Here is a 21,397-nt window from a genome sequence, read left to right as displayed (position 1 = left end):
GAACATTACGCCTTACGGCCTGAGCTGAAACCGGGTTCGGCGGCACCGTTTCGATCATTTTCCGATCCGGCCACGACACCGGGCGTACGGCCGGGAACTGCGAGGACCTTTCCGGTGGCCAGCAGGACCAGCAGAGCCGCCACTCCCCCGGCCCCCGCCACGGCGAAGCTCCACGCCGTCCCGCCGAGCTCGACCGCCGGACCCGCCACGGCCGTACCGGCCGCCGCGCCCACCCCGAACGTCGTCACGAGCCAGGAGAACGCCTCGGTGACCGTGCCCCGGGGCGCGTGCCGGTCCACCACGATGAAGGAGCAGGCGATCGCCGGGGCCAGGAACACTCCGGCCAGCGCGGCCAGGGCGGTCATGGCCGGCACTCCGGGTGTCAGCGTCAACGGGAGGTAGCCGAGCGCCAGCAGCGCGACGATGCCCCGCAGCCGCCGCTCGGGGGCCCCGGCCCACTGCCGGGCACCGTAGAGCGAACCGCCGATCAGCGCTCCCAGGCCGAGCGCAGCCATCAGCCAGCCGTACACGGACTCCCGGCCCTGGTCGTCGGCGTACGCCACGCCCGCGACGGTGATCGAGCCGAGCGCGAGCCCGACGAAGAAGAAGGCGCCGAGCAGCGCCAGCAGTCCCGGGGAGCGCAGGGCCCCGAGCCAGTGCGCCTCGCGGGGCGCGGAACGCCAGGTGCGGGAGGGCTCGGAGAGGACCACGCTCAGCGCACCGAGGACGCCTATGGCGTTGATGACCAGCAGGGCCGCGGCCGGCGACCAGAGCGAGACCAGGACCGTGACGAGGAGCGGGCCGACGGTGAACATGACCTCCTGGGCCACGGCGTCCATGGCGTAGGCGCGGTGGACGCGGTCCTCTGTGCCGAGCACGGTCGGCCACAGGGCTCGCAGGCCGCCCTCCAGCGGCGGCGTGAAGACGCCGGCCACGATCACCGCCGCGTAGGCCAGGGGGAGGGCGTCCAGGCCCACCAGGGCCAGCAGGGCCATACCGAGCGCGGAGAGCACCGCGGCGGGGAGCTGGACGCGCGGCTGGCCGTACAGGTCCACGGCCCTGCCCAGCAGGGGCTGGCCCACGGCGGTGGCGAGGCCGTACGCGGCGGCCAGGGCGCCGGCCAGCGTGTAGCTGCCGCCCTCGGCCCGGGTGAACAGGACGAGGGCGATGTGGGCGGTGCCGTTCGGCAGGCGCCCCACCAGCGTGCCCGTCAGCAGCCGGGCGGCGTGCCGCGCCCGGAGGATGTCCAGATAGCCCGCGGCCATGTCCCGCCCCTCTCCCCCGCCGGGTGCGGGTATGCCGCAGCCTCGGGGTTTTACGTATAACGTCGGGCTCATACGTACCATGTGCGCAGTCCCGAGTCCATTCCCACGGCACCTGGCCGGTCCCTCACGGAGGCACGAGTGAGCAGCGCGCAGCAGCCGGCCCCGCCCCGGCCCACCAGCCGGGACGTGGCACGCGCGGCCGACGTCTCCCAGGCCACGGTCTCGCTGGTGCTCGGGGGCAAATGGCGTGGGCGGGTGTCCGAGGCCACCGCCGAGCGCGTGCGCGGCAGTGCCAGGGAGCTGGGCTACCGGCCGAATCTGGCCGCCCGCAGCCTGCGGCTGGGCCGCACCCGCACGGCGCTGCTCGTCGTCCCGGCGCTCACCAACGAGTTCTTCGCCCGGGTCCACACGGGCGCCGCCGCCGTCGCGGCCGAGCACGACTTCGGCGTGGTGCTCTACCCGTCGCCCGACGGCACCGGCCCGGCCCGGGACCCGTTCGCCTCCGCCCGGGCCGCCCTCGACGGGGTGATCGCCTCCTCCATGGCCGCCGGGGCCCTGGCAGCCCTGCGGGGTGCCGGCCTGCCGCTGGTGATGCTGGACAGCGACCCGGACGATCCCGGCCCGGCGGCCAGCGTGAACCTCGACATCGCGGACGGCATGCGACAGGTGACGGAGCATCTGCTCACCCTCGGCCACCGCCGCCTGGTCCACCTCGCCTCGGCCGTGGACACCTGGACCTTCACGGTCCGCGCCCAGGCGCTCGGCCGGGCCCTGCGCGACGTCCCCGACGCCGCCCTGCACACCGTGACGGCCGCCCTCGACGTGCGCGCCGCCCTGGAGGCCGTGGAAAAGGTCCTCGCGGCTCCGGGTCCGCTGCCGACGGCGATCGTCTGCGACGACGACATCCTGGCCGCGGGCGCCTGCAAGGCCGTACGGAGGCGGGGGCTGAGGGTGCCGGACGACATCTCCGTGACCGGCTTCGACGACCTGACCCTGGCCACCGCCGTGGAACCGGAGCTGACCACGGTGCGGCTACCGGCCGAGCAGGTGGGCGAGCGCGGCATGCGGGCGCTGCTCGCCGTCCTGGACGGCCGTCCGGCGGAGCGCGGCGACCTGCCCGTGAGCCTGGTGGTCCGCGGCTCCACCGCCCCGCCGCCCGCCGCCCGGTCATGACGGTGCCCCCGGCCGCCGTACGCGACTGCCGGGGGCACCGGACACCGAGCGGTGCGTGCTACTCCTGTGGGGACGCGTCCCCACCCTCGGCCGGAGCGTCCGGAGTGCCCTTGCCCTGAGTCTTCGGGGCGTCCGGAGTGTTCGGGGCGTCGGTGTCCTCGATGTCGGACGGGGCGTCCGTCGGGGTGGCCGTCGCGCCGTCCGCGTCCAGCAGCCGTGCCAGCTGCCGCCCGACGATCCGCTTGAACTTGCGCTTCTGCGGCCGCGTACGGTCCAGGACCGCGACCTCGAACCGCTCGGCGGGGATCTCCCGCTCGTTGCCGTTGGCCTCGCGGGACAGGGCCTGCACGGCCAGCTTCAGCGCCTCGGCGAGCGACATGCCGTCGCGGTGGCGCTGGTCCAGGAACGTGCTGATCTGCTCCGCGTTGCCGCCGACCGCGACCGAGCCGTGCTCGTCCACGATCGAACCGTCGTGCGGCAGTCGGTAGATCTGATCGCCCTCGGGCCCGTCGCCGACCTCGGCGACCACCAGCTCCACCTCGTACGGCTTCTCCGCCTGGCTGGAGAAGATGGTGCCCAGCGTCTGCGCGTAGACGTTGGCCAGTCCGCGGGCCGTCACGTCGTCACGGTCGTAGGTGTAGCCCCGCAGATCGGCGTAGCGCACCCCTCCGATGCGGAGGTTCTCGTACTCGTTGTACTTGCCGGCGGCGGCGAAGCCGATCCGGTCGTAGATCTCGCTGAACTTGTGCAGCGCGCGGGACGGGTTCTCGCCGACGAACACAATGCCGTCGGCGTACTGCAGCACGACGAGACTGCGACCGCGGGCGATGCCCTTGCGGGCGTATTCCGCCCGGTCGGCCATGGCCTGCTGGGGTGAGACATAGAACGGCGTCGACACCGGCTATCCGTCCCTTCCTGTCAGTGACGAGTACATCTCGGAGACTTCCGGCCCGGTCAGAGCAGCGCGGCGCGCGGGCCGTCGGGCTGCTCGAGCCGGCGCTCGAGGATCGACCGCGCGATCGCGGAGGACTCCGTCTCGCCGAGCTTGCGGAAGCCCTCGTCGGTGATGACGGTGACGATCGGGTAGATGCGGCGGGCCACGTCCGGGCCGCCGGTCGCCGAGTCGTCGTCGGCCGCGTCGTACAGCGCCTGCACGACCAGGGTGAGTGTCTGCTCCTCCGTGAGGTCCTCGCGGTAGAGCTTCTTCATCGACCCGCGGGCGAACACCGATCCGGAGCCGGTGGCCGCGTACCCGTGTTCCTCGGAACGGCCGCCGGTGACGTCGTACGAGAAGATCCGGCCCTTCTCGCGGTCGACGTCGTACCCCGCGAAGAGCGGGACGACCGCGAGCCCCTGCATCGCCATCGCCAGGTTGCTGCGGATCATCGTGGACAGGCGGTTGGCCTTGCCCTCCAGGGAGAGGGTGGCGCCCTCGACCTTCTCGAAGTGCTCCAGCTCCAGCTGGAACAGCTTCACCATCTCCACGGCGAGACCGGCCGTACCCGCGATGCCCACCGCGGAGTACTCGTCGGCGGGGAAGACCTTCTCGATGTCGCGCTGGGCGATCATGTTGCCCATGGTCGCGCGCCGGTCACCGGCGAGGACCACTCCGCCGGGGAACGAGGCGGCGACGATGGTCGTCCCGTGCGGCGCCTCGATGGCGCCCTGCAGTGGCGGCAGGCTGCGGTTGCCGGGAAGGATCTCCGGTGAGTGGTCGGAGAGGAAGTCCATGAACGAGGACGACCCCGGCGTCAGGAAGGCAGCTGGTAGACGCCCGGTGCTACGAGTGTTGGCTTCCACGCGTTTCCCTCCACGTATGCGGCTGCACGCCTTATGGCATCCGGCCGATCCTTGAACTGCCCCAGGGCTGCGTTGCAGCTGAAGCACAGTACGCCACGGACCCTACCCGTCTCATGACAGTGATCCACATGCTCCGCCGGAGCGGTTGGACAGATGCAGCAAACGCCCTGCTGAGCGGCGATCAGCCCGTCCAACCCTGCTGGACCGAGGCCGTACTTGCGCTGGAAGTAGCTGATTCGATTTCGCTCGGCCCGGCATGGGCGACAGCAGCTCGCCAAGCCATCGGAAGACGCTCTGTTGCGCTCCCGCCGACCGTGCGGTTTCACCTCGCCGCACTGCGGGCGATGCTTGCGCCCCCGCGGCACCGGCACGTTGACTCGAACGGACTTGCCCCTGGCCTCCTGGTGCTGCCGGTAGGACTCAGCAGAGCATTTCCGGCCGTACACCGGGAGGCCGTCCCGCATCGCCCTGCTACTGGCGAAGAACTCCGTCGGCAGAGTCTTTCGGCAGCGAGAGCATTTCCTTCTGGCGGGGATATCGGACATTAAGTCCTATTCCCCGCCTTTCTGAACAAATGACCTCACGAAATCCTCAGCGTTGGACTCGAGTACGTCGTCGATCTCGTCGAGGACGTCGTCGACGTCGTCGCTCAGCTTCTCCTGGCGCTCCTTGAGGTCCTCGGAGGCCTGCGCGTCCTGCGCCTGCTCCTCGGTCTCCTCGGTGGAACGTGTGGCCTTCTGCTGTCCGCCGCCGGTGTCCTTGGTCGCCATATAGCTCACCCCGCTCGGTTCGAAGCACTTGATCAGACCCTACCTACGGGGTCCGACATTGGCCCGGTACTTGAGTCAACGTCCCCAGGTCATCTGATTGATTCCCAGCCGGGACGCTTTTCAGCCCCCCGTCAGCGTCCGGACCAGCTCCTCCGCCGTACGGCAGCGGTCCAGCAGCCCCTCGACGTGACTGCGTGTACCACGCAACGGTTCCATCGTGGGCACCCGTTGCAGGGAGTCACGGTCGGGCAGGTCGAAGATGACCGAGTCCCAGGAGGCCGCGGCCACGTCGTCCGCGTACTGCTCCAGGCAGCGGCCGCGGAAGTAGGCCCTGGTGTCCTCGGGCGGCTTCGTACGGGCCCTCTCGACCGCGCTCTCGTCGAGCAGGCGCTTCATCTTCCCGCGGGCCGCCAACCGGTTGTACAGGCCCTTGTCAGGCCGTACGTCGGCGTACTGGAGGTCCACCAGGTGCAGGCGCGGGGCGTCCCAGTCCACACCGTCGCGGCGCCGGTAGCCCTCCATGAGCTCCCGCTTGGCGATCCAGTCCAGCTCGCCGGAGAGGCTCATCGGATCGTTCTCCAGGCGGTTGAGCGTGTCCTCCCAGCGTGCCAGCACGTCCTTGGTCTGCTCGTCCGCGTCCACCCCGTACCGCTCCTCCACGTACTTGCGGCCCAGCTCGAAGTACTCCATCTGCAACTGCACCGCGGTGAGTGTCCGCCCGCTGCGCAGGGTGACCAGCTGCCGGAGGGTCGGATCGTGCGAGACCTGGTGCAGGGTGCGCACCGGCTGGTCGACCGCGAGGTCGACGTTGATGAAGCCGTCCTCGATCATGGCCAGCACCAGCGAGGTCGTACCGAGCTTGAGATAGGTCGAGATCTCGGAGAGGTTCGCGTCGCCGATGATCACGTGCAGCCTGCGGTACTTCTCGGCGTCGGAGTGGGGCTCGTCGCGGGTGTTGATGATCGGGCGCTTCAGCGTGGTCTCGAGGCCGACCTCCACCTCGAAGTAGTCGGCGCGCTGACTGATCTGGAACCCGTGCTCGTTGCCGTCCTGGCCGATGCCGACCCGTCCGGCGCCGGTCACCACCTGGCGGGAGACGAAGAACGGGGTCAGATGGCGCACGATGTCGGAGAAGGGCGTCTCCCGCTTCATCAGGTAGTTCTCGTGCGTGCCGTAGGACGCGCCCTTGTTGTCGGTGTTGTTCTTGTAGAGGTGGATGGGCTGGGCGCCCGGGATCGCGGCGGCCCGCTCGGCGGCCTCCGCCATCACGCGCTCGCCGGCCTTGTCCCAGAGCACCGCGTCCATGGGGTTGGTGATCTCGGGTGAGCTGTATTCGGGGTGCGCGTGGTCGACGTAGAGCCTGGCGCCGTTGGTGAGGATGACATTGGCGAGGCCGATGTCCTCGTCGGTGAGCTGGCTGGAGTCGGCGGTCTCGCGGGCGAGGTCGAAGCCTCGCGCGTCGCGCAGCGGATTCTCCTCCTCGAAATCCCAGCGGGCGCGGCGCGCCCGGTGCATCGCCGCCGCGTAGGCGTTGACGATCTGGGACGAGGTGAGCATGGCATTGGCGTTGGGTTGACCGGGGACGGAGATCCCGTACTCCGTCTCGATGCCCATTACTCGCCGTACGGTCATGCGGCCCTCCTTGCCCGGCGGCGCTCCCGTCCGGGAGCGGCGCTCAAGTACCGCTGCTGGTCCCTGCGCGTGCGGTGGCGTCCCCGCACTGCGCGACTCGGCGGTACCGCAGAGCCTAGAGCGCCTGTGCGCCCGGTGGGGAGATCAATTACGTCATTGTTCGGGTGAGGCCGGAAATGCCGGGAAAGCAGCCGGCTGCGGACGCCCGGCAGGGCGTCCGCAGCCGGTCTGCGATTTACAGGTACTGTCCGGTATTCGCCACCGTGTCGATGGAGCGACCGGTGTCCGCGCCCTGCTTTCCGGTGACGAGTGTGCGGATGAACACGATCCGCTCGCCCTTCTTTCCGGAAATCCTGGCCCAGTCGTCCGGGTTGGTGGTGTTGGGCAGGTCCTCGTTCTCCTTGAACTCGTCCACGCATGCCTGGAGGAGATGGGAGACGCGCAGGCCCTTCTGGCCCTGCTCGAGGAATGCCTTGATGGCCATCTTCTTCGCCCGGTCCACGATGTTCTGAATCATCGCTCCGGAGTTGAAGTCCTTGAAGTACAGGACTTCCTTGTCGCCGTTGGCGTAGGTGACCTCGAGGAAGCGGTTCTCCTCGGATTCCGTGTACATCCGCTCCACGACCGACTGGATCATGGCGTGGGCGGCGGCCTCCCTCGACCCCGTGTGCTCGGCCAGGTCGTCCGCGTGCAGCGGGAGCGACGAGGTCAGGTACTTCGCGAAGATGTCCTTCGCGGCCTCCGCGTCCGGGCGCTCGATCTTGATCTTCACGTCGAGACGTCCGGGCCGCAGGATGGCGGGGTCGATCATGTCCTCGCGGTTGGAGGCGCCGATGACGATGACGTTCTCCAGGCCCTCCACCCCGTCGATCTCGGCGAGCAGCTGGGGGACGATGGTGTTCTCCACGTCCGAGCTGACACCGGATCCGCGGGTGCGGAAAAGGGATTCCATCTCGTCGAAGAAGACGATGACGGGGGTGCCCTCGCTCGCCTTCTCCCGGGCGCGCTGGAAGACGAGGCGGATGTGCCGCTCGGTCTCCCCGACGTACTTGTTGAGGAGCTCGGGGCCCTTGATGTTGAGGAAGTAACTCTTCCCTGCGGGCTGTCCGGTGACTTCGGCGACCTTCTTGGCCAGGGAGTTGGCCACGGCCTTGGCGATGAGTGTCTTGCCGCAGCCGGGAGGCCCGTAGAGCAGGATGCCCTTGGGCGGGCGGAGTTCGTGCTCCTTGAAGAGGTCGGGGTGGAGGTAGGGGAGCTCGACCGCGTCACGGATCAGCTCGATCTGGTCGCCCAGGCCGCCGATCTTGTCGTAGTCGATGTCCGGAACCTCTTCGAGGACGAGCTCCTCGACCTCGCTCTTGGGGACCACCTCGTACACGTAGCCGGATCTGGGTTCGAGCAGGAGGGCGTCGCCGGGACGGACGGTGACGTCCAGCAGCGGCTCGGCGAGCCGCACCACCCGTTCCTCGTCGGTGTGCCCGATCACCAGGGCGCGCTCGCCGTCCTCGAGGATCTCCTTGAGGGTGACGATGTCCCCGGCCCGCTCGAACTCCATGGCCTCGACCACGTTGAGCGCCTCGTTGAGCATGACCTCCTGGCCTTTGCGGAGGCCTTCGAGCTCGACGCTGGGGCTGACGTTCACCCGGAGTTTGCGGCCCCCGGTGAAGATGTCGCAGGTGCCGTCCTCGTTGGCCTGCAGGAAGACACCGAAGCCGGCCGGCGGCTGGGCGAGCCGGTCGACCTCCTCCTTGAGGGCCACGATCTGGTCGCGGGCCTCACGGAGTGTGCCGGCGAGCCGCTCGTTCTGCGCGGACACGCCTGCCAGATTGGTCTGCAACTCGACGATCCGCTCTTCGAGAATCCTCGTATGACGCGGAGAGTCGGCGAGCTTACGTCGCAGGACGGCGATTTCCTGCTCGAGAAAGGCAACCTGGCCGGCTGGGTCTTCTGACCCCCGCCCGGGCCGGATGCCGCGGTTGATGTCGTCGTCGTGGGCTGCCACGGTCCTCACCTCCTCCAAGGGGAGCTGGACGCTTCCTGACCCTACCTGGGTGAGTGATGATTGAAACCCCTAGATCACAAAGACCTGGGGGCATGTCCGATCTTCACCCTTGCGCTCTCCCTCACGCCAGGGGAATACCCACCCTTCGGCATCGGAAAGCCGCCGGTTGTATCGTCGAAGCGTTCAACGCCCGTCAGGGCCGCCTTCAATTGGTGCAGATACGCAGGGAACGGCAGGACACATGACCGTGCAGCAGGACGCCCCGGGCGACGGCGACACGCAGGATCTCGAGGTCTGGATCGACCAGGACCTCTGTACGGGCGACGGCATCTGCGTGCAGTACGCCCCTGAGGTCTTCGAGCTCGACATCGACGGGCTGGCGTACGTGAAGAGCGCGGACGACGAACTCCTCCAGGACAAGGGCGCCACCACGCCGGTACCGCTGCCGCTGCTCCAGGACGTGAGGGATTCGGCCAAGGAGTGCCCGGGCGACTGCATCCACGTACGCCGTGTCTCGGACCGGGTGGAGGTCTTCGGGCCGGACGCGGCGTAACGCCTCAGGCGCTGCGCCCAGGGGCCGCGGCGGGGCCGGTGGACCTGACGAACGCGCTGCCCTTCCACTGCCAGGAGGCGCTCTCCCGCACGTCGGGGCAGCAGCGCGGTACGTCGAGCGAGGAGTAGCCGAGCAGGGTCGCCGAGACCCGCCCGCCGCGGACCGCGAAGTCCGTGACCGTCAGCTTCCGGGCGGGGTCCACCAGGGTCGCCACGACCCGGGGTGCGGCCCCGGCCGTCTGTGTCAGGACGTAGACGCCGCTGGGCGGCGTGCCGGATCCGGCGGCGCAGTGGACCACGGCGACGGTCTCGGGCCTGCCGTCTCCGTCGAGGTCGCCAGGTGCCTTTTCGGCCACGGTCCGGCCCACGGCGCCGCAGTCGAGCGGAAAGGTGGCCCGGGCGGGGTCGGGAGCCGCAGCGGGGGCGGCTCCGTGTGAGGCGGTGGCGCGGTGCTCGGACGCCGAGGCCGTCGCGGTCGCCCCGTCGGGCTGGAGCAGCCCCGCGGCGGCGACGACCGCGGCCATCGCCGCGGCCGTGGCGAGCCAGTGCACCGGCTGGGCGTCGGTGGGCGCGAGGTCCGGGAGCGCGGAGGTCTGCACGCGGTATGTCTCCTGTGGGTCCTGGAAGCCGGGGCAGGCGGTGCCGGGTGGGGCCGGCGGGCGGGGGGTGGCCAGCATCGTGCCACACCTCACACTCCGGGGGAACAGCGGGGTCGCCACCGGACGGCCGGCTGCCACGCGAAGGCGCCGCCAGCGAGTACCCGGGTCGGTCCGGGACTCGTCGGCGGCGCCTTCGGGTGGTACGGGCTCAGTCGCGCGGCGCGGAGTCGCTCCGGCCGCCGGGACCGTTGTAGTCCTCGCCGTAGGCGCCCTTGGAGGGGCGGCGACGGCGCAGCGGGGGTTCGACACCGTCCGCGAGGCGGCGGGCGGTGACGAGGAAGCCGGTGTGCCCGATCATCCGGTGGTCGGGACGGACGGCCAGGCCCTCGACGTGCCAGTTGCGGATCATCGACTCCCAGGGCTGCGGTTCGGCGAAGCAGCCGATCTCACGGATGGACTCGACGGTCCGCGAGAGCTGGGTGGTGGTCGCGACGTACGCGCAGAGGATGCCACCGGGAACGAGTGCCTTGGAGACGGCCTCCAGGCACTCCCAGGGGGCCAGCATGTCCAGGACGACGCGGTCGACGTCGGTGTCCGCGAGGTTGTCCTGGAGATCGCCGACGGTGAGCTGCCAGGCGGGGTGCGGGGAGCCGAAGTAGCGCTCCACGTTCTGCCGGGCGATCTCCGCGAAGTCCTCGCGGCGCTCGTAGGAGTGCAGCATGCCCTGCTCGCCGATGGCGCGCAGGAGGAAGGTGCTGAGGGCTCCTGAGCCGACGCCGGCTTCGACGACGCGGGCGCCGGGGAAGATGTCGCCGAAGGCCAGGATCTGCCCCGCGTCCTTGGGGTAGACCACGGCGGCACCGCGGGGCATGGACAGGACGTAGTCGGGGAGCAGGGGGCGCAGCGCGAGGTAGGCGACGTTTCCCGTGGTACGGACAACACTGCCCTCGGGAGCACCGATCAGCTCGTCGTGCGGGAAAGAACCCTTGTGGGTGTGGAAGTTCTTTCCGGCTTCGAGCGTGAAGGTGTAGTGGCGTCCCTTGGGGTCGGTGAGCTGGACCTGGTCCCCGACTGTGAATGGGCCGCGACGGCGGGCGGCACCGGTCGGTTCGGACATGCGGTCAGCCTACCGGTATTCGGCGGCGGCGATTCCGGGGGTCGCGGCCGGCCGTGGCACGGATCGGCCGTGGGTCAGGAGGCGGGCCGGGCCATGGCTGCGACGAACGCACGTTCGACGTCGGCGGTGGACAGCACGCCGTAGATCGCACCGGTCTCCTCGACGACGAGGTACTCGGTGGCCGGGGTCGCCTTGAGACGGTCCAGGAGCGCCTCGCCCGCGAGTTCGGCGGGCACCTTCATCCCCTCCGTGAGGTCCTGGGCCAGGCCGCTGACGGCGACCCAGGGCCGGCGGTGCTCCGGTACACCGACGATGGCGGCCTCGCGGACGACGCCCTTGGGGTTGCCCTGGCCGTCGACGACGACGAGGGCGCGGGCCCCCGCCTCGTTGGCGCGGCGCAGCGCCTCGGAGAGCGGGGTGGCGGACTCGACCGGGACAGCGCGCCGGGTGAGCGCGCGGGCCCGCAGGTCCGGAAGGTGTTCGCGCAGCCGGGCCATGCGCAGGCTGTTGCCGGCTCCGGTCCAGATGATGCCGGCGAGGATGGCGGCGAGCAGGGCGTCGGTGACGGTCTCCACCCCGCTGACCTGGCCGGTGGCGTTGCCGAGGGCGCCTGTGTGGGTGAGGAGAGGGAGGCCGATCAGGACGGTGACGGCCAGGCCCCGGCCGACCCATGCCGCGGCGACGGTGCCGCTCATGGGCTTGCCCGTGATCTTCCAGACGACGGCACGGAGCATCCGGCCGCCGTCCAGGGGCAGGCCCGGGAGCAGGTTGAAGGCGGCGACGATGAGGTTGGAGACCATCAGGCCGGCCAGGAGCACACCGGGGACTGTGCCCGCCTCGACGAACTGGAGCGGGACGAAGAAGAGGCCGGCGAGCACGAGGGAGAGGAGGGGGCCCACGAAGGCGAGGACGAACTCCCGGCCCGGGGTCTCGGACTCCTTCTCGATTTCGGAGACGCCGCCGAAGAACTGGAGCTGGATACGGCGGACGGGCAGTTTGTAACGGAGCGCGGCGACGGTGTGGGCGAGCTCGTGGACGAGGACGGAGGCGTAGAAGGCGATCGCGAAGAAGAGCGCGACCAGGTACCGGAGACCCCCGAGCTCGGGCAGCACGCGGTCGAGCTGGCCTCCGAAGACCCAGGTGATCAGCGCGGCGACGACGAACCAGCTGGGCGCCACGTACACCGGCACGCCGAAGGGGCGGCCCATGAGGAGGCCGCCGCCGGGATCTTCCGGCCGTCGCGGTGCGCCCTTCCCGGGGCCGGTGCCGGGGTCCTGGCCCCCCGCGCCGGGCTGCGGGCGCCCGCTGTCGCCGCTCTCGTCCACGGGATCCCTCCGGTCGGTGGCGTCTGCCACGATCATGCAGTCTGCGAGCTCTGTGGTCGATGGTATGCCGCTCGGTGTCGGTGGCGGCCCGTAGGGTCTGCGACATGACCTCCGTATCGCGCCCGCCCCGGCCACCCTCGTCCCTGTCGCCGTCGCGCGCGAGCGATTTCATGCAGTGCCCCCTGCTCTACCGCTTCCGCGTCATCGACAAGCTGCCCGAGAAGCCCAGTGAGGCGGCTACCCGCGGCACGTTGGTCCACGCCGTGCTCGAGCGGCTTTTCGACGTGCCGGCGGGCGACCGTACGGCTCCGAAGGCCAAGGCGCTCATCCCCGCCCAGTGGGACCGGCTGCTCGAGTCGAAGCCGGAGCTGACCGAGCTCTTCGCCGGGGACGCGGGCGGAGAGCGGCTCGCCGGGTGGCTGAGCCAGGCGGAACAGCTCGTGGAGCGGTGGTTCTCGCTGGAGGACCCGACGCGTCTGGAGCCCGCCGAGCGGGAGCTGTTCGTCGAGACCGAGCTGGAGTCGGGCCTGCGGCTGCGCGGGGTCATCGACCGCGTCGACGTCGCCCCCACGGGCGAGGTCCGGATCGTGGACTACAAGACGGGCAAGGCCCCGCGTCCTGAGTACGCCGAGGGCGCGCTCTTCCAGATGAAGTTCTACGCCCTGGTGATCTGGCGCCTGAAGAACGTGGTGCCCCGCCGGCTCCAGCTCGTCTACCTCGGCAGCGGCGACGTGCTCACCTACGACCCGGTCCCGGCCGACCTGGAGCGGGTGGAGCGCAAGCTGCTGGCGCTGTGGGAGGCGATCCGGCTGGCCACGGAGACGGGCGAGTGGCGGCCGAGGCCGACGAAGCTGTGCGGCTGGTGCGACCACCGGGCGGTGTGTCCCGAGTTCGGTGGGACTCCCCCGGTCTATCCGCTGTCCGTCCGCCCGGCGGATCCGGTGGAGGGTGTGCAGGGCAGAATGGAGCCGGTCCGGGCCGAGGCCGGCCGACCGGCGGCCCTCGAAGGCCCTTGAAGGAGATTCCGTGGCTATCCGCGTCCTGCTGGTCGATGATCAACCGCTGCTGCGCACCGGTTTCCGGATGATTCTGGAGGCGGAGGGCGACCTCGCGGTGGTCGGCGAGGCCGGTGACGGCCTCCAGGCCATCGATCAGGTGCGCGCGCTGCAGCCCGATGTGGTGCTGATGGACATCCGCATGCCGCGGATGGACGGCGTCGAGGCGACCCGGCAGATCACGGGCCCCGGGCGCGACGGCCCGGCGAAGGTCCTGGTGCTGACGACGTTCGATCTCGACGAGTACGTGGTCGAGGCGCTGCGCGCGGGAGCGAGCGGCTTCCTGCTGAAGGACGCGCCGGCCAACGAGCTGGTGCAGGCCATCCGGGTGGTGGCCGGGGGCGAGGCGATGCTCGCGCCGAGCATCACGCGCCGGCTGCTCGACAAGTACGCCGACCACCTCCCCTCGGGCGAGGAGCCGGTGCCGGACGCCCTGCACACGCTCACGGAGCGTGAGGTGGAGGTGCTGAAGCTGGTGGCGCGAGGGCTGTCCAACGCGGAGATCGCGGCCGACCTGTTCGTGAGCGAGACGACGGTCAAGACCCACGTGGGCCATGTCCTGACCAAGCTGGGCCTGCGCGACCGCGTGCAGGCGGCCGTCTACGCCTACGAGAGCGGCCTGGTGCGCCCCGGCGCCCAGTGACCGGGGCGCGGGGCCCATCGGGTGAAGGGGCCCCGCCCCGTGACGCGGGAGCCCGGCGGGTGACGCGGGAGCCCGGCGGGTGACGCGGGTGTTCGTGGAACGGCGATGCGGCCCGGGGCCGGGAGCCCGGGGCCGCATCGCCGTTCCCGCAGGGTCAGGAGGCGGTGCCCCGGCCCAGTTCCCAGAGCTGCAGGTCGGCCGAGGAGGTGACGGCCCACTCCACGCCGGTCAGCTCGTCGAGCGACGCGACGTACTGCTTGCCCTGCCAGACGGGCAGGAGGGGGACGTCCTCGGCCACGATGTTCTGGATCTTCGCGAAGGTCTCGGCGGCGGCACTGCGGTCGGCCTCGCGCCGGGACTGCGGGATGAGCGTGTTCTGGATGGTGGCCGACGCGTAGGGCGAGTTGAGGAAGTTGTCCTTGTCGAGGAACGGCGCCGTGTAGGTGTCCGGGTCCGGGAAGTCCGGGAACCAGCCCATGCCGTACACCGCGTACTCGCCCTTGCTCTGCGCCGGCCGGTACTTCGCCCAGGGGGTTCCTTCGGCCTTCACCTCGAAGAGCCCGGAGGCGTTGAGCTGCTTCGCCAGCATCTCGAACTCGGCCTTGGTCGCCGGACCGTAGTGGTCGGTCGTGTAGTGCAGCGTGAACTTCACCGGCGTCTCTACGTTCGCCTTGTCGAGCATCTTGGCGGCCTTGGAGACGTCAGGGTCGCCGTACTTGTTGAAGAAGGAGTTGGTGTGGTTGGTGATGCCGGACGGAATCAGCGAGAACAGCGGCTCGGCCGTGCTGCCGTACACCTTGCTGGCGATGCTGCCGCGGTTGATGACCTGGGCGATGGCCTGCCGGACCGCCTTGTCCTTCACCAGGGGGTCCTCGGTGTTGAACCCGAGGTAGCTGATGGCGAGACCGGGCATCTCGGTGAGCTTGATGCCGTCCTTGGGCTGGGCGAGCATCTCCTGGGCCTGCTCGGGCGACATGGTGCGGGTCATCATGTCGATCTTCTTGTCGTCGAGGGCCTTCCCCATCGCCTTCGCGTCCGGGAAGGGGCTCATCTCGACCTCGTGGTTCAGGATCTTCAGGTCGCCCTTGTACTTGGGGTTCTTCGTGAAGACGAGCTTCACGACCTGGTCGTCCTTGACCTCGGGCTTCATGGTGTACGGGCCGGACCCGTCGACCTGGAAGCCCTCACGCGGGGTCTTCGCCGGGTACTTGTCCTTCTGGACGATGCCCGCGGGCGGCGTGGCCAGCTTGTACGGGAAGGTCGCGTCCGAGGTGCGCAGGTGGAAGACGACCTGGTTCTCGCCCTTGGTCTCGATCGTGTCGATGTTGGCGAGCAGACCGACCGGTCCGGCCTCGTCCTTGATGTCCAGGACGCGCTGGATGGAGTACTTCACGTCCTCCGGGGTGACGGGTGTGCCGTCGGCGAAGGTGAGCCCGTCACGCAGCGTGCAGCGGTAGCTCTCGTTCTCCGTGTCGGTGAAGGCGCAGCTCTCGGCGGCCTCGGGTACCGGCTCGCCGCCGCCGCGCGGTATGTGCGTGAGGGTCTGCACGGTCTGGCGCAGCACGTTCCAGACGCCCGCGTCGTAGGCGATCGCCGGGTCGAACGGCGCCGGGGTGTCCGCGGAGGCGCTGAACTGGTCCGTCGTACCGACAACGATGGCATTGCCCGCGTCGTCCGACCCGCCACAGGCGGCGAGCAGGGGCGCGAGCAGGCCCACTACGGCCGGCAGCACCAGCGTCTTGCGGTTCATCTGGACGTTCTCCCTCATCACGGCATGCGAGAAAACTGACATTAGTAGGCGCTGCGGGGGTGCCCGACCGGCGTGATCCGGACCCGTATCCGTTCGGTGATCGCCCATGACGGCCTGTCTATGTCGCGTCCGGGAATGTTTCGTGCACTGCTTCACCAACCGGACTTTTGGGCGCCCATATCGGGCAGCGCGGCCGATCTCACGGGTCACGGAATGCCAAGGCGCGTGAGCAACGTCACATCCGGGCCCGAATCGCCGCGTGGTCCTGCACCTGGATCACGCCAAAAATCATCTGTCCTGGGCGACCAGATCGTGCAGGAACCGGAGATTCACCTGCTCCAAAGAGGGGACGACCACACGCCCCGGTCCTGGGGCGATCGGCGCCACCGAGGGCACGGCGACGACCCGGCAGCCCGCCGCCTCCGCCGCTGCCACTCCCGTCGCGGTGTCCTCGATGACCGCGCAGCGCCACGGGTCCGCACCGAACCCGGCGGCCGCGGCGAGGTAGGGCTCGGGATGGGGCTTCGTGCGGGTCACCTCGTCCCCGGCGACCGTGAGCGCGAAGTGGTGGTGGCCGACCGAGTCGAGCACCCGGTCGATGATGCGCCGGTGCGAGGCGGAGACCAGGGCGGTGGGGATCTCGTGGGTGCCCAGCTCCGCGAGGAGCCGCGCGGCACCCGGCATCAAGGGCACCCCGAGTCCTACGCGCTTCTCGAAGCGGTCGTTCAGCAGCACGGTGAGCTCGTCGAGGGTGATGTCCGCGCCGGTGGCCTCGATGAGGTAGCCGGCACTGCGGGTCATGGGACCGCCGACGACCACGTCACGCCAGCTCTCGTCCAGCCGGTGCCCGAGGTCGGCGAACACCTCGGCCTCCACGTCCCACCAGAAGCCTTCGGTGTCGACCAGCGTGCCGTCCATGTCGAGAAGGACCGCTTGCAGGGCGGACCCTTCGGCCGTGCGGGTCAAGGACGCGGGGACCGTACTGGTCATCCGGCACACCTCCATGGGGGACGAGAAGGCCGGCCGCCTCCCCGGTGGGAAGGGCGACCGGCCCGCGCTGGACCGACCAGTGTACGACTCGTCCGGATACGACGCGCGTGAAACGTACGGCTACCGCGCGTCGAACGGCGCACCACGACCTGTCCCCCCGGGTCCCGGGCGGGCGCCGGGCAGGACGGGTCAGCCCCTACCGTGCGTTGAAGTACTTCGCCTCGGGGTGGTGGATGACGATGGCGTCGGTGGACTGCTCGGGATGCAGCTGGAACTCCTCGGAGAGCTCCACGCCGATGCGCTCCGGTTCCAGGAGTGCGGCGATCTTCGCCCGGTCCTCCAGGTCGGGGCAGGCTCCGTAACCGAGGGAGAAGCGCGCGCCCCGGTACTTGAGGGCGAACATCTCCTCGACGTCGGACGGGTCCTCGCCCGAGAACCCGAGCTCACCGCGCACCCGTGCGTGCCAGTACTCGGCGAGGGCCTCGGCCAGCTGCACGGAGAGCCCGTGCAGTTCCAGGTAGTCGCGGTAGGAGTTCGCCTCGAAGAGTTTGGCGGTCTCGGTGCCGATCCTCGAACCGACCGTGACGACCTGGAGGCCGACCACGTCGGTCTCCCCCGATTCCTCGGGCCGGAAGAAGTCCGCGAGGCACAGGCGACGGCCCCGGCGCTGCCGCGGGAACGTGAAGCGGGTGCGCTCCGAGCCGTCCTCGTGGAGCAGGATCAGGTCGTCGCCCTTGGACACACAGGGGAAGTAGCCGTAGACGACGGCGGCTTCCAGCAGGTTCTCGGTCTGGAGCTTGTCGAGCCAGCCGCGCAGGTGCGGCCTGCCCTCGCTCTCGACGAGCTCCTCGTACGACGGCCCGTCGCCGGCGCGGGCCTGCTTGAGCCCCCACTGGCCCTTGAAGAGGGCGCCCTCGTCCAGCCAGGAGGCGTACTCCTTGAGCTGGATGCCCTTGACGACGCGGGTTCCCCAGAACGGCGGCTCGGGAACCGGGTTGGTGACGGAGACGTCGGAGCGTACGCCCTCCTCCGGCTCCGGGGCCTCCGGCAGGGCGGTGTCGCGCTTGGGCACCCTGCGCTGCTTGAGCTCGGGGAGGGTGGCGCCGGGGACGCCGCGCTTGACCGCGATCAGGGCGTCCATCAGGCGCAGGCCCTCGAAGGCGTCGCGGGCGTAGCGGACCTCTCCCTCGTAGATCTCGTGCAGGTCCTGTTCGACGTAGGCCCGGGTCAGGGCGGCACCGCCCAGGATCACCGGGTAGTCGGCCGCCATCTTGCGCTGGTTCAGCTCCTGGAGGTTCTCCTTCATGATCACGGTGGACTTCACCAGCAGGCCGGACATGCCGATGACGTCGGCCCGGTGCTCCTCCGCCGCCTCCAGGATCGCGGAGACGGGCTGCTTGATGCCCAGGTTGACCACGTTGAAGCCGTTGTTGGACAGGATGATGTCGACGAGGTTCTTGCCGATGTCGTGCACGTCGCCGCGGACCGTGGCCAGCACGATCGTGCCCTTGCCCTCGTCGTCCGTCTTCTCCATGTGCGGTTCCAGGTAGGCGACCGCGCTCTTCATGACCTCGGCGGACTGCAGCACGAACGGCAACTGCATCTGCCCGGAGCCGAACAGCTCTCCGACGACCTTCATGCCCTCCAGGAGGGTGTTGTTCACGATGTCGAGGGCGGGCTGCGTCCGCAGGGCCTCGTCGAGGTCGGCCTCCAGGCCGTTCTTCTCCCCGTCGATGATCCGCCGCTGGAGCCGCTCGTCCAGCGGCAGTGCCCGCAGTTCCTCGGCCTTGCCCTGCTTCATCGACTTCATGTTGACGCCCTCGAAGAGCTCCATGAGCCGCTGAAGAGGGTCGTACCCCTCTTCCCGCCGGTCGTGGATCAGGTCGAGGGCGACCTTGACCTGCTCCTCCTCCAGCCGGGCGATCGGCAGGATCTTCGAGGCGTGCACGATCGCGGAGTCCAGACCCGCCTTCACACACTCGTCGAGGAAGACCGAGTTCAGCACCACCCGGGCGGCGGGATTGAGACCGAAGGAGATGTTCGACAGGCCCAGGGTGGTCTGCACCCCGGGCCGGCGCCGCTTCAGCTCACGGATCGCCTCGATCGTGGCGATGCCGTCCTTGCGGGACTCCTCCTGACCCGTACAGATGGTGAAGGTCAGGCAGTCGATGAGGATGTCCGACTCGTGGATGCCCCAGTTGGTCGTCAGGTCCTCGATGAGCCGCTCGGCGACGGCCACCTTGTGCTCGACCGTACGGGCCTGGCCCTCCTCGTCGATGGTCAGCGCGATCAGCGCGGCCCCGTGCTCGGCGGCCAGGGCGCTGACCTTCGCGAACCGCGACTCGGGCCCGTCCCCGTCCTCGTAGTTGACCGAGTTGATGACCGCACGCCCGCCCAGCTTCTCCAGGCCCGCCCGCAGTACGGGCAGCTCCGTGGAGTCCAGCACGAGCGGCAGCGTGGAAGCGGTCGCGAACCGGCCGGCCAGCTCCTCCATGTCCGCGACCCCGTCGCGCCCGACGTAGTCGACGCACAGGTCGAGCATGTGGGCGCCCTCGCGGATCTGCTCACGGGCCATCTCGACGCAGTCGTCCCACCGCGCCTCCAGCATGGCGTCGCGGAACTTCTTGGACCCGTTGGCGTTGGTCCGCTCGCCGATCGCGAGGTACGAGGTGTCCTGACGGAACGGGACCGTCTGGTACAGGGAGGCCGCGCCCGGCTCGGGGCGCGGCTCACGCACCGCGGGAACGGCGCCGCGGACCCGCTCGACGACCTGCCGCAGGTGTTCCGGGGTCGTACCGCAGCATCCACCGACCAGCGAGAGCCCGTACTCCCGTACGAAGGTCTCCTGGGCGTCGGCCAGCCCCTCGGCGTCGAGGGGGAAGTGGGCCCCGTCCTTGGTGAGCACCGGAAGTCCGGCGTTCGGCATGCAGAGCAGCGGGATGCGGGAGTGTCGCGTGAGGTAGCGCAGGTGCTCGCTCATCTCCGCGGGCCCGGTCGAGCAGTTCAGGCCGATCATGTCGACACCGAGCGGCTCCAGCGCGGTCAGCGCCGCACCGATCTCGGAACCGAGCAGCATGGTGCCGGTCGTCTCGAAGGCCAGGGAGCACAGCACCGGGAGGTCGCTGCCCAGTGCCTCCAGGGCGCGCCGCGCACCCAGCACGGCGGCCTTGGTCTGCAGGAGGTCCTGGGTGGTCTCGATGATGAGGGCGTCGGCGCCACCGGCGATCAGGCCCTCGGCGTTCTGCTGGAAGCCGTCACGCAGGACCGTGTACGGGGCGTGACCGAGCGTCGGCAGCTTGGTGCCGGGGCCGATCGAGCCGAGTACCCAGCGCTGCTGCCCGGTGGACTCGGTGAAGCGGTCGGCCACCTCGCGGGCGATGCCGGCACCGGCTTCGGAGAGCTCGTGGATCCGGCCGGGGATGTCGTACTCACCCAGCGCGGAGGCGTTCGCGCCGAAGGTGTTCGTCTCGACGCAGTCCACACCGACCGCGAAGTACTCCTCGTGCACCGAGCGCACGATGTCGGGCCTGGTCACGTTCAGGATCTCGTTGCAGCCTTCGAGGTTCTCGAAGTCCTCGAGGGTGGGGTCCTGGGCCTGGAGCATGGTGCCCATGGCACCGTCTGCCACCACCACACGGGTGGCAAGGGCCTCACGGAGCGCTGCGGCTCGGGTCCGGCTGTCAGCGGAGGGGGTCGGCGACGAGGCCATGGATGTTCTCCCTGGGATGCGACGGCTGTCGGCTTCGCGCCCTTCCGCGGAGGAGGGCACGCGGCCAGCGTAGCGGGGCGGGCCCGGGCCGGTCGCCGTGTTCCAGGGGACGGACTGCATGCTGTGCGGGGCGCGGGCCCGTCCGCGAGGTGGCGCAGATTCGTCGCGCGGCCAGACACAGGTCGGCATCGACCGATAGTGTTCAGCATTGTCGAACCGAGGTGGAGGAGTACGGCGCGATGGCCAAGAACATCCAGTCGCTCGAGCGGGCAGCGGCGATGCTGCGCCTGCTGGCGGGCGGCGAGCGTCGGCTCGGGCTGTCCGACATCTCGTCCTCCCTGGGACTGGCCAAGGGCACCGCCCACGGCATTCTGCGCACGCTCCAGCTCGAGGGCTTCGTCGAGCAGGATCCGGCCTCCGGCCGCTACCAGCTCGGCGCCGAGCTGCTCCGCCTGGGCAACAGCTACCTCGACGTGCACGAGCTGCGGGCCCGCGCCCTGGTGTGGACCGACGACCTGGCCCGCTCCAGCGGCGAGAGCGTCCACCTCGGCGTGCTGCACCAGCACGGGGTCCTGATCGTCCACCACGTCTTCCGGCCCGACGACAGCCGCCAGGTCCTCGAGGTCGGCGCCATGCAGCCGCTGCACTCCACCGCTCTGGGCAAGGTGCTCTCCGCCTACGACCCGGTCGCGCACAGCGAGGTCGTCGAGGCGGAGCGGCGGGCCTTCACCCAGCGCACGGTCACCGGCACCCAGGAGTTCGAGTCGCTGCTGGACATGATCCGCGCCCAGGGGTGGGCGGCCGACGTGGAGGAGACGTGGGAGGGTGTGGCGGCCGTGGCCGCGCCGATCCACGACCGGCGCAGGATGCCCGTCGGCGCCGTGGCCGTGACGGGCGCCGTGGAGCGCGTCTGCACCGGCGGCGAACTGCGGCCCGAGCTCGTCGCAGCCGTACGGGACTGCGCCCGTGCCGTCTCGCGGGACCTGGGGGCCGGGCGCTTCTGAGCCCGCCCCCG

General features: G+C 70.0%; 18 protein-coding genes. 5 read left to right on the top strand and 13 right to left on the bottom strand.

The genetic code is table 11. The features are described from left to right. Positions 1 to 5: 5 nt before the first annotated feature. Positions 6 to 1,265, bottom strand: coding sequence for an MFS transporter (locus ACH4VO_RS15450; RefSeq protein WP_360986282.1), 1,260 nt, complete (start codon positions 1,263 to 1,265; stop codon positions 6 to 8). Positions 1,266 to 1,403: 138 nt separating this feature from the next. Between ACH4VO_RS15450 and ACH4VO_RS15445 the strand changes: the two genes are divergently transcribed. Continuing rightward, a complete protein-coding gene (locus ACH4VO_RS15445) occupies positions 1,404 to 2,438 on the top strand; it encodes a LacI family DNA-binding transcriptional regulator (RefSeq protein WP_360986285.1) in 1,035 nt (344 codons plus the stop codon). 58 nt (positions 2,439 to 2,496) lie between these two features. Here the strand turns inward: ACH4VO_RS15445 and prcA are convergent, their stop codons facing one another. From prcA to arc, 6 genes are all read right to left on the bottom strand, one after another. Next, complete coding sequence (gene prcA / locus ACH4VO_RS15440; protein ID WP_360986288.1) at positions 2,497 to 3,336, bottom strand: proteasome subunit alpha; 840 nt, start codon at positions 3,334 to 3,336, stop codon at positions 2,497 to 2,499. 56 nt (positions 3,337 to 3,392) lie between these two features. Then, on the bottom strand, positions 3,393 to 4,238 hold the full coding sequence (gene prcB / locus ACH4VO_RS15435; protein ID WP_360986291.1) for a proteasome subunit beta: 846 nt from the start codon (positions 4,236 to 4,238) through the stop codon (positions 3,393 to 3,395). Further along, on the bottom strand, positions 4,190 to 4,702 hold the full coding sequence (locus ACH4VO_RS15430; protein ID WP_398440954.1) for an endonuclease VII domain-containing protein: 513 nt from the start codon (positions 4,700 to 4,702) through the stop codon (positions 4,190 to 4,192). Before ACH4VO_RS15430 ends, prcB begins: the two co-directional genes overlap by 49 nt. A gap of 87 nt (positions 4,703 to 4,789) precedes the next feature. Then, on the bottom strand, positions 4,790 to 5,008 hold the full coding sequence (locus ACH4VO_RS15425) for a ubiquitin-like protein Pup (protein ID WP_203185214.1): 219 nt from the start codon (positions 5,006 to 5,008) through the stop codon (positions 4,790 to 4,792). 120 nt (positions 5,009 to 5,128) lie between these two features. Further along, positions 5,129 to 6,640, bottom strand: coding sequence for a depupylase/deamidase Dop (gene dop, locus ACH4VO_RS15420; protein ID WP_360986298.1), 1,512 nt, complete (start codon positions 6,638 to 6,640; stop codon positions 5,129 to 5,131). A 235-nt stretch (positions 6,641 to 6,875) separates the two neighbouring features. Then, positions 6,876 to 8,642, bottom strand: coding sequence for a proteasome ATPase (gene arc, locus ACH4VO_RS15415; protein WP_360986301.1), 1,767 nt, complete (start codon positions 8,640 to 8,642; stop codon positions 6,876 to 6,878). Positions 8,643 to 8,883: 241 nt separating this feature from the next. Here arc and ACH4VO_RS15410 point away from each other — a divergent pair, with 241 nt between their 5' ends. Continuing rightward, positions 8,884 to 9,195 (top strand): ferredoxin, encoded by a 312-nt coding sequence (locus tag ACH4VO_RS15410; protein WP_360986304.1) that lies wholly within the window; start codon positions 8,884 to 8,886, stop codon positions 9,193 to 9,195. A gap of 4 nt (positions 9,196 to 9,199) precedes the next feature. Here the strand turns inward: ACH4VO_RS15410 and ACH4VO_RS15405 are convergent, their stop codons facing one another. The 3 genes from ACH4VO_RS15405 to ACH4VO_RS15395 form a co-directional block, all read right to left on the bottom strand. Beyond that, the gene (locus ACH4VO_RS15405; protein ID WP_360986739.1) at positions 9,200 to 9,793 is read right to left on the bottom strand and encodes a hypothetical protein; all 594 of its coding nucleotides are present in this window, start codon (positions 9,791 to 9,793) and stop codon (positions 9,200 to 9,202) included. A 208-nt stretch (positions 9,794 to 10,001) separates the two neighbouring features. Beyond that, on the bottom strand, positions 10,002 to 10,910 hold the full coding sequence (locus ACH4VO_RS15400) for a tRNA (adenine-N1)-methyltransferase (protein WP_360986307.1): 909 nt from the start codon (positions 10,908 to 10,910) through the stop codon (positions 10,002 to 10,004). A gap of 74 nt (positions 10,911 to 10,984) precedes the next feature. Next, positions 10,985 to 12,235, bottom strand: coding sequence for a site-2 protease family protein (locus ACH4VO_RS15395; RefSeq protein WP_360986742.1), 1,251 nt, complete (start codon positions 12,233 to 12,235; stop codon positions 10,985 to 10,987). Between the two features lie 170 nt (positions 12,236 to 12,405). Here ACH4VO_RS15395 and ACH4VO_RS15390 point away from each other — a divergent pair, with 170 nt between their 5' ends. Together ACH4VO_RS15390 and ACH4VO_RS15385 are read left to right on the top strand one after the other, a co-directional pair. Continuing rightward, positions 12,406 to 13,251 (top strand): PD-(D/E)XK nuclease family protein, encoded by an 846-nt coding sequence (locus ACH4VO_RS15390; protein ID WP_360986745.1) that lies wholly within the window; start codon positions 12,406 to 12,408, stop codon positions 13,249 to 13,251. Between the two features lie 10 nt (positions 13,252 to 13,261). After that, the gene (locus ACH4VO_RS15385) at positions 13,262 to 13,933 is read left to right on the top strand and encodes a response regulator transcription factor (RefSeq protein ID WP_360986309.1); all 672 of its coding nucleotides are present in this window, start codon (positions 13,262 to 13,264) and stop codon (positions 13,931 to 13,933) included. A 154-nt stretch (positions 13,934 to 14,087) separates the two neighbouring features. Here the strand turns inward: ACH4VO_RS15385 and ACH4VO_RS15380 are convergent, their stop codons facing one another. From ACH4VO_RS15380 to metH, 3 genes are all read right to left on the bottom strand, one after another. Next, entirely contained in the window at positions 14,088 to 15,683 is a 1,596-nt protein-coding gene (locus ACH4VO_RS15380; protein ID WP_360986748.1) for an ABC transporter substrate-binding protein, read from the bottom strand. A gap of 288 nt (positions 15,684 to 15,971) precedes the next feature. Further along, positions 15,972 to 16,673, bottom strand: coding sequence for an HAD family phosphatase (locus ACH4VO_RS15375; RefSeq protein ID WP_360986312.1), 702 nt, complete (start codon positions 16,671 to 16,673; stop codon positions 15,972 to 15,974). A 196-nt stretch (positions 16,674 to 16,869) separates the two neighbouring features. Next, the gene (gene metH, locus ACH4VO_RS15370) at positions 16,870 to 20,382 is read right to left on the bottom strand and encodes a methionine synthase (RefSeq protein ID WP_360986315.1); all 3,513 of its coding nucleotides are present in this window, start codon (positions 20,380 to 20,382) and stop codon (positions 16,870 to 16,872) included. A 239-nt stretch (positions 20,383 to 20,621) separates the two neighbouring features. Between metH and ACH4VO_RS15365 the strand changes: the two genes are divergently transcribed. Continuing rightward, entirely contained in the window at positions 20,622 to 21,386 is a 765-nt protein-coding gene (locus tag ACH4VO_RS15365; RefSeq protein ID WP_360986318.1) for an IclR family transcriptional regulator, read from the top strand. The last annotated feature ends 11 nt before the right edge of the window (positions 21,387 to 21,397 follow it).

Source organism: Streptomyces sp. NPDC020780 (assembly GCF_044334475.1).
Taxonomy (GTDB): Bacteria; Actinomycetota; Actinomycetes; order Streptomycetales; family Streptomycetaceae; genus Streptomyces.
This window is presented reverse-complemented; position numbering and strand designations above follow the sequence as displayed.